At 38.2% G+C, this 6,164-nt stretch carries 5 protein-coding genes; all 5 read right to left on the bottom strand.

Annotated features, from left to right (window positions below; all coding sequences use genetic code 11):
• Positions 1–100 precede the first annotated feature (100 nt).
• The 5 genes from VER_RS03970 to ribF all read right to left on the bottom strand — a co-directional run bounded on the left by VER_RS03970 (position 101) and on the right by ribF (position 6,162).
• Positions 101–649, bottom strand: a complete 549-nt coding sequence (locus tag VER_RS03970; protein ID WP_162099585.1) for a ComF family protein — start codon at positions 647–649, stop codon at positions 101–103.
• On the bottom strand, positions 650–2,794 hold the full coding sequence (locus VER_RS03965) for an ATP-dependent RecD-like DNA helicase (protein WP_162099584.1): 2,145 nt from the start codon (positions 2,792–2,794) through the stop codon (positions 650–652).
• Positions 2,794–3,561: a chorismate mutase gene (locus VER_RS03960; protein ID WP_162099583.1), complete on the bottom strand. Its 768-nt coding sequence runs from the start codon at positions 3,559–3,561 to the stop codon at positions 2,794–2,796. Before VER_RS03960 ends, VER_RS03965 begins: the two co-directional genes overlap by 1 nt.
• 272 nt (positions 3,562–3,833) lie before the next feature.
• Positions 3,834–5,021 (bottom strand): PLP-dependent aminotransferase family protein, encoded by a 1,188-nt coding sequence (locus VER_RS03955; protein ID WP_162099582.1) that lies wholly within the window; start codon positions 5,019–5,021, stop codon positions 3,834–3,836.
• 208 nt (positions 5,022–5,229) lie between these two features.
• On the bottom strand, positions 5,230–6,162 hold the full coding sequence (gene ribF, locus VER_RS03950; RefSeq protein ID WP_162099581.1) for a riboflavin biosynthesis protein RibF: 933 nt from the start codon (positions 6,160–6,162) through the stop codon (positions 5,230–5,232).
• Positions 6,163–6,164 lie beyond the last annotated feature (2 nt).

Raw genomic sequence — 6,164 nt, 5'->3', positions numbered from 1 at the left:
TTATTCTATTCCTCAATGGGGTGACGGGCTTGCATGGAATGAACTTCATCGGAGCACAGAATTTCCTACTTATTGGGATTAAAAACCAACACGTTTTGTCCTATAACCCTAAAATTCCCTGAGTTAATATACTTGGTAAGGTTGTAAAAGCATGTTTCATATTTTCATGGCGCTCTGTTCGTCCCAAAGCAAACATAGCCTGAGTAGAGTCCACTTTATGCAGTGCTTCTAGCCACTGCCAGGTTTTATTATGATTGGTGGCCACCTTACGTATCCATTGTTTAAAAATAATATCTACTTGATTATAACCTCTAATTTGTCTCTTAGCGTCACTGACTGGAATGGGAATGACATAATCAGGTGCTAAATCATAAGTTGGTAAGGCAAACATAAATGAATACAAAAAAGGAGCCGCCCCTAAGGCACGCTCCTTTTTACCTTGAAATTTCAAATCTCGCAATATACGCTTTAATCCTTTATCATAATGACCTAATACATAAGCATATGCTAAGTCTTGTCCTTCTAAATCAGTTATTTTACGAACATCATAGAGCTCCTCAAAGCAAGTTTTACACCATTCCCCAGTCTGCCATACTTCCGCCCCGCAACTAGGACAAGTAGGAGGAAATAGAAAATCACGCCAATGCACTTACATCACTCCCTGTAAACGTTCCTTAAATAAACTATAACGAGTCAAGCCACTTTGAGTCCCCACCGCTCTTTGAATAGCCCCTTTAGTACCAATAACAATAACTTTATTACGGGCTCTAGTAACAGCCGTATATAATAGATTTCGCTGTAACATTTGATGATAAGTTGGTATAAAGGGAATAATAACGGTACTATATTCGCTACCCTGGCTTTTATGTACGGTAATGGCATAAGCTAACATAAATGAAACCATGTCTTCCATCGGCACTTTGACTTCTTTATCTAAGAAACGAATGGATACGTCCGTTTTAGAAATAGCAAAAATAACCCCAATTTCGCCATTAAATACTTCAAGTTCATAATTATTTAACACTTGAATTACCTTATCACCGACACGATATATTTGACCATTAATTTTTACTTCACTCCGCAAAGTGGACTTTTTATTAATGGCCTCTTGAATGGTCTTAGAAATAGCTACGCTACCCGCTACACCACGGCGCATAGGAGAAATAACTTGTACCTCCAATTCATCCTCAGCAGTTGCCAGTGCTTCTTTATAAGAGGCTACAATGCGATGCATCATATCAGTTACACTGCGTACTTCAATGAAAGTAAACTCTCCACTATTCCCTAATTCAGGCATAAGACCGTGATTTATGTCATGAGCATTCGTTACAATACGATTTCCTTCCTTTTGCCTAAAAATAGTATTTAAACGGACAAAAGGAATAATTTCACTGTCCAATAAGTCACGTAACACAAAACCAGCACCAATAGGCGGTAGCTGATCTACATCGCCTACAATAATAACATATGCCGTTTCAGGAATGGCCGCCAATAAAGAATAATATAACTGTACATTTAACATAGAGGCTTCATCTACAATCACGACATCTGCTTCTAATAAATTATCTTCATTCTTCGTAAAGTCATACGAATCGCTACCTTGTATAGGCATGAGCAAGCGATGAATAGTTGTCGCTTCATAGCCAGTCGCTTCTGTTAAACGTTTCGCCGCACGCCCTGTAGGGGCACACAGAAGGATGCGATTTTGTGGTGTCTGTTGAAATGCTTCTACTAGAGCTTGAATGATGGTCGTTTTCCCCGTACCGGGACCACCTGTAATTAAAGCCATCTTATTTTGTAAAGCCAACTGAATAGCTTCTTTTTGGGCCTCCCCTAAGCGAATATGTTTTGACCCTTCAAACTGTTCAACAAAATTTGCTAAATCTAGGGAAATAACCGCCCCCTCGGCTAGCAAACGTTGTGTCAAATAAGCAGCTTCTGATTCGGCATGGTAAATGTTAGGACTATATATGTATAAAAGGCCCTCATGATCAGTACCAATTATTTGGCCATAATCTAATAGTTCCTCGAGGCGCGCTGCGATTTCTTCCGCATAGCCACCTAACATATCAAATACAAGCCCGATTAATTCATCAGCAGGCATACAACTATGACCATTGTCACTGATATTACGTAAAGTATATAAAACAGCCGCTTCGATACGTCGTTCATCATTAGGCTCAATTTCTAAGGCCGTACGCAAAGTATCAGCCATAGAAAAGGTAATCGTACTATCTATATCCATCAAACGAAACGGATTATCTTCTAGTACATTAATGGCAGCGCCACCATAAGTAGTATATAAAATGCGACTCCACCGAGAACTAAGTCCGGCCCCTTCTAAAAAACGATTAATTTCTTGCAACAAGCCTTCGCCGCGTAAGGAGTTATATAAATCTTCCTTAACGCTTTTACGAAGGCTTGGTACTTCTAATAATTCTACAGGGTCTTCAGCACGCAATATAGCTATGAGCTCTTCACCGAAATAATCCATTATTTTATCAATGGATTTTTCCCCTAAACCACGCACCCCTAAATTGATTAAATACTGCTTTGCCCCATACAGCGTATCAGGCTTTAAGCGCTCAATGGTGGTTGTTTCAAATTGACGGCCATATTTCTTGTGGGTGATGTAACGCCCGGTTAATTCTAAATCGTCCCCTTCTTTAGGAGCTTCTAAATTAGCGGTGCAAACGATTTGTTCTTCATTATAATCCTCTAAAAGAAACACACAATAAGCATTGCTTTCGTTCTTATAGATTAATCGTTGCACAATCCCCCGAATCGTTTCCATTACCGTACCACATTCGGTAAGGCTGCCACAATTTCTTCTACTGAATCAGCGATAGTACTTGCATTTTGTACTTTCACATGACAAACCTTTTCATATAAAGGATACCGTTCTTCATATAAACGGAAAATGTATTCAATACTTTCTTTTAAAAGTGGGCGAATTTCCATGTCTAAGTCATCAAGAATTTGAGTGACATCACGATGAATAAATACTACAAAACCAGATTCACGCATTAAATTAACAGTATCTTCCGATAATACGGTGCCACCACCCGTAGCAATAACAGCTGGCATTTTATGATTTACGATATCTGTAATAGCTTCAAATTCATCTTTACGGAACGCTTCTTCACCATCATAAATGATAATGTTTTGAATAGATTTGCCTGTCTTTTCCTGAATCACAGCATCTAGATCATAAAATTCCATTCCTTGGTGTTGCGCTAACGCTTTGCCTACCGTTGTTTTACCAGCTCCAGGCATGCCAATTAAAAAGATATGCTGCTGCATATGCTGTTTTTGACAGGTTTTACTAATATCTAAAATAGACTCTACAAATTGATGTACATACCCTTTTAAGTCACTTGCTTCTACATAGCTTAATGTTTTAGCCAGCACTTCTTGTTCCCGCTTTGGTTCATAAATGCTAATATTTTCTGCTTCCTTAATACGAGCAATTTCTAAAATAATTTGTAATCGCTCTTCAAAGGTTTTAACTAACTCTTTATCTATGGCATCAATTTTTTGACGTGCTTCTTGTAAATTCATACTTACCTCGCTTCTAAATAGCTAACCGGTACTCAATAGATTGAGAAGAACATTTGTATCTCCTCATGCTCTTATATTTTACCATATTCCCTTATTTTCTTGTAGCATTTGCCGAGAATTTCCTAGTAAGGCAAAATAAAATGACCTTTACTAATCCCCCCAGATGTAGTAAAGGTCATTTCTATAATATGTGTTGTATAGGTATGTTTTGTAAATACGTTTAGTTTGTACCTTAAAAACAAGTTAAACAATAGAAACTGTTTTAGCAAAACTTATTTGTTCAAATTTTCTTTTAATACGTCAGCAATGCGCTTAATCCCATCGCGAATAGTTGCTTCATCATTACAAGAGTAATTTAAACGGAAGAAATTAGTATTCCCTTCAGAAGTAAAGAACGCTTCCCCTGGAACAAAGGCTACTTTACGTTCAATACACTGTTTTAAAATATCACGGGATTTCAAATGTTCTGGCAAGGTGCACCAGATAAAAAGCCCCCCTTCAGGATACGTATGGCTTACTTCTTTTGGGAAGTATTCATCAATAGCCTGAAGCATAGCATCACGACGAGCGCGATACAACGTAATAATTTTTTGAACATGTGCATCAAAATCAAAGTTTTCTAACCAAGCTTCACATACACGCTGTGAGAATGGCGCTGTAGATAAATCCATATTTTGTTTCAATAGATCGCATTTTTCAATGAATAATGGATTAGCTGCAATCCATCCCAAGCGGAACCCTGGCGCAAATGTTTTGGAGAATGTACCTAAAGAACAAACTAAACCTTTTGTATCAAAAGTGTTAAGCGATGGTAAATATTCCCCTTCATAACGAAGTTCACCGTATGGATTATCTTCAATAACAGGCACTTCAAATTCATCAACCACTTTCATGAATTCTTCCCGTCGTTCACGAGACCAAGTAATACCTGTAGGATTTTGGAAATCCGTTACTACATAAATTAAACGCACCGTATGAGTCTCTAATGCTTTGCGAAGTTCAGAAATAATCATGCCCTTCCCATCGCCAGGAATTTCAACATAATTAACACCACTTAAATTAAAAGCAGTAATAGCACCTAAATACGATGGTTTTTCTACGAGTACGGTATCTCCTTTATTACAAAATAAACGGCACAACATATCAAGCCCCTGCTGTGACCCACACGTAATCAAAATGTTGTCTTTCGTAAAGTTTGTCTTAACAATACGATTCATACGCTTTGCAATACTTTCTCGAAGAGGTTCATAACCAAGCGAAGGACCATACTGCAAGGCCTTACCAGCATCGCCATCTAAGACGACTTCGGCTGCCTTTCTGATTTCTTCAGCTGGAAATGATTCTTCTGCAGGTAAACCACCGGCAAATGAAATCATATCTGGCTGCGCAATAAGCTTTAAAATATCCCCTGTGTCTGAATGCTTAATTGCATTAACTGCATCTGAAAAACGTATAGCCATAATGATAACCTCCTTAATTTATTGTAGTTTTTATCATACTCTTATCATCTCTAATTGTCAACTAAAAATAAACAAGAGTTTTTAAGGAGTGGACAGAAAATATTGTATAGTTTAGTAGATTTTTTTATAAATAAAATCAAAAGCGTCTGCTCACAATACGGTTAGCAGACGCTTATATATGACTTGATAACGCAAATAGTCATACGGATTATATTGTTTTAAAGAAATCCTTAGCTCGTTGTTCATCAATTTTCATCTGTCCAATTAATTCCTCTAAGGAGTTAAAGCGCTGTTCTGGTCGCAATAAAGTCCAAAATTCAATGGTTGCTTCATGACCATATACCATTTCATCAAAATCAAAAAGATGCACTTCAAAACGATGGTATTGGTTTTCAAACGTTGGATTATCCCCTAAATTACCAACCCCTTCGTACCAGCGCCCATCTAGGAATACACGATTTACATATACCCCATCAGGTGGTAAGGTTAACTCTTTAGGGAATAAAAAATTAAGCGTAGGGAACCCTAAGGTTCGACCGCGACGATCACCTTCAATAACAGTACCACGGAACATATAAGGGCGACCTAATAAGGTCTGTACAAAAGGTAAATCACCGTCCCGAACAGCTTGGCGAATTAACGTACTCGACACATGTTCGTTTCCTGCTTGACAGGTTGCTAACGAAAGGGCATACACCATAATCCCCTTAAAACCTAATAATTGCTGAATTAAATCAGGTGTGCCCTTGCCGCCTGCACCAAAGGTAAAATTCTGCCCCACAACAAAAGCTTTTACTGCATTATGATCTGTTAAGGCATCTATAAAAGCCTCTGCAGACATAGACAATAATTCTTTAGTCATAGGCAGGCGCAGTGCATAATCTACACCTAATTCATTTAAAATCTCACCTTTCAATACAGGTTGTAACAACATAGTAGGACAACGGTCGGGGTTTAAAATATGTAAAGGATGATTGTCAAAAGTCACCACTACCGTACAAGCTTTCACTGCCTTTGCCTCAGCTACGGCACGCTGTATCACCGATTGATGGCCTCGATGAAGCCCATCAAAGGTGCCTAACGCATAGACAATATCAATCTTTAATTGTTGTAACTCTGCAAAGGACGTTAAAATCTTCATAC

Origin of the sequence: Veillonella sp. R32 (assembly GCF_010093125.1) — a bacterium.
GTDB lineage: Bacteria > Bacillota > Negativicutes > Veillonellales > Veillonellaceae > Veillonella_A.
This window is presented reverse-complemented; position numbering and strand designations above follow the sequence as displayed.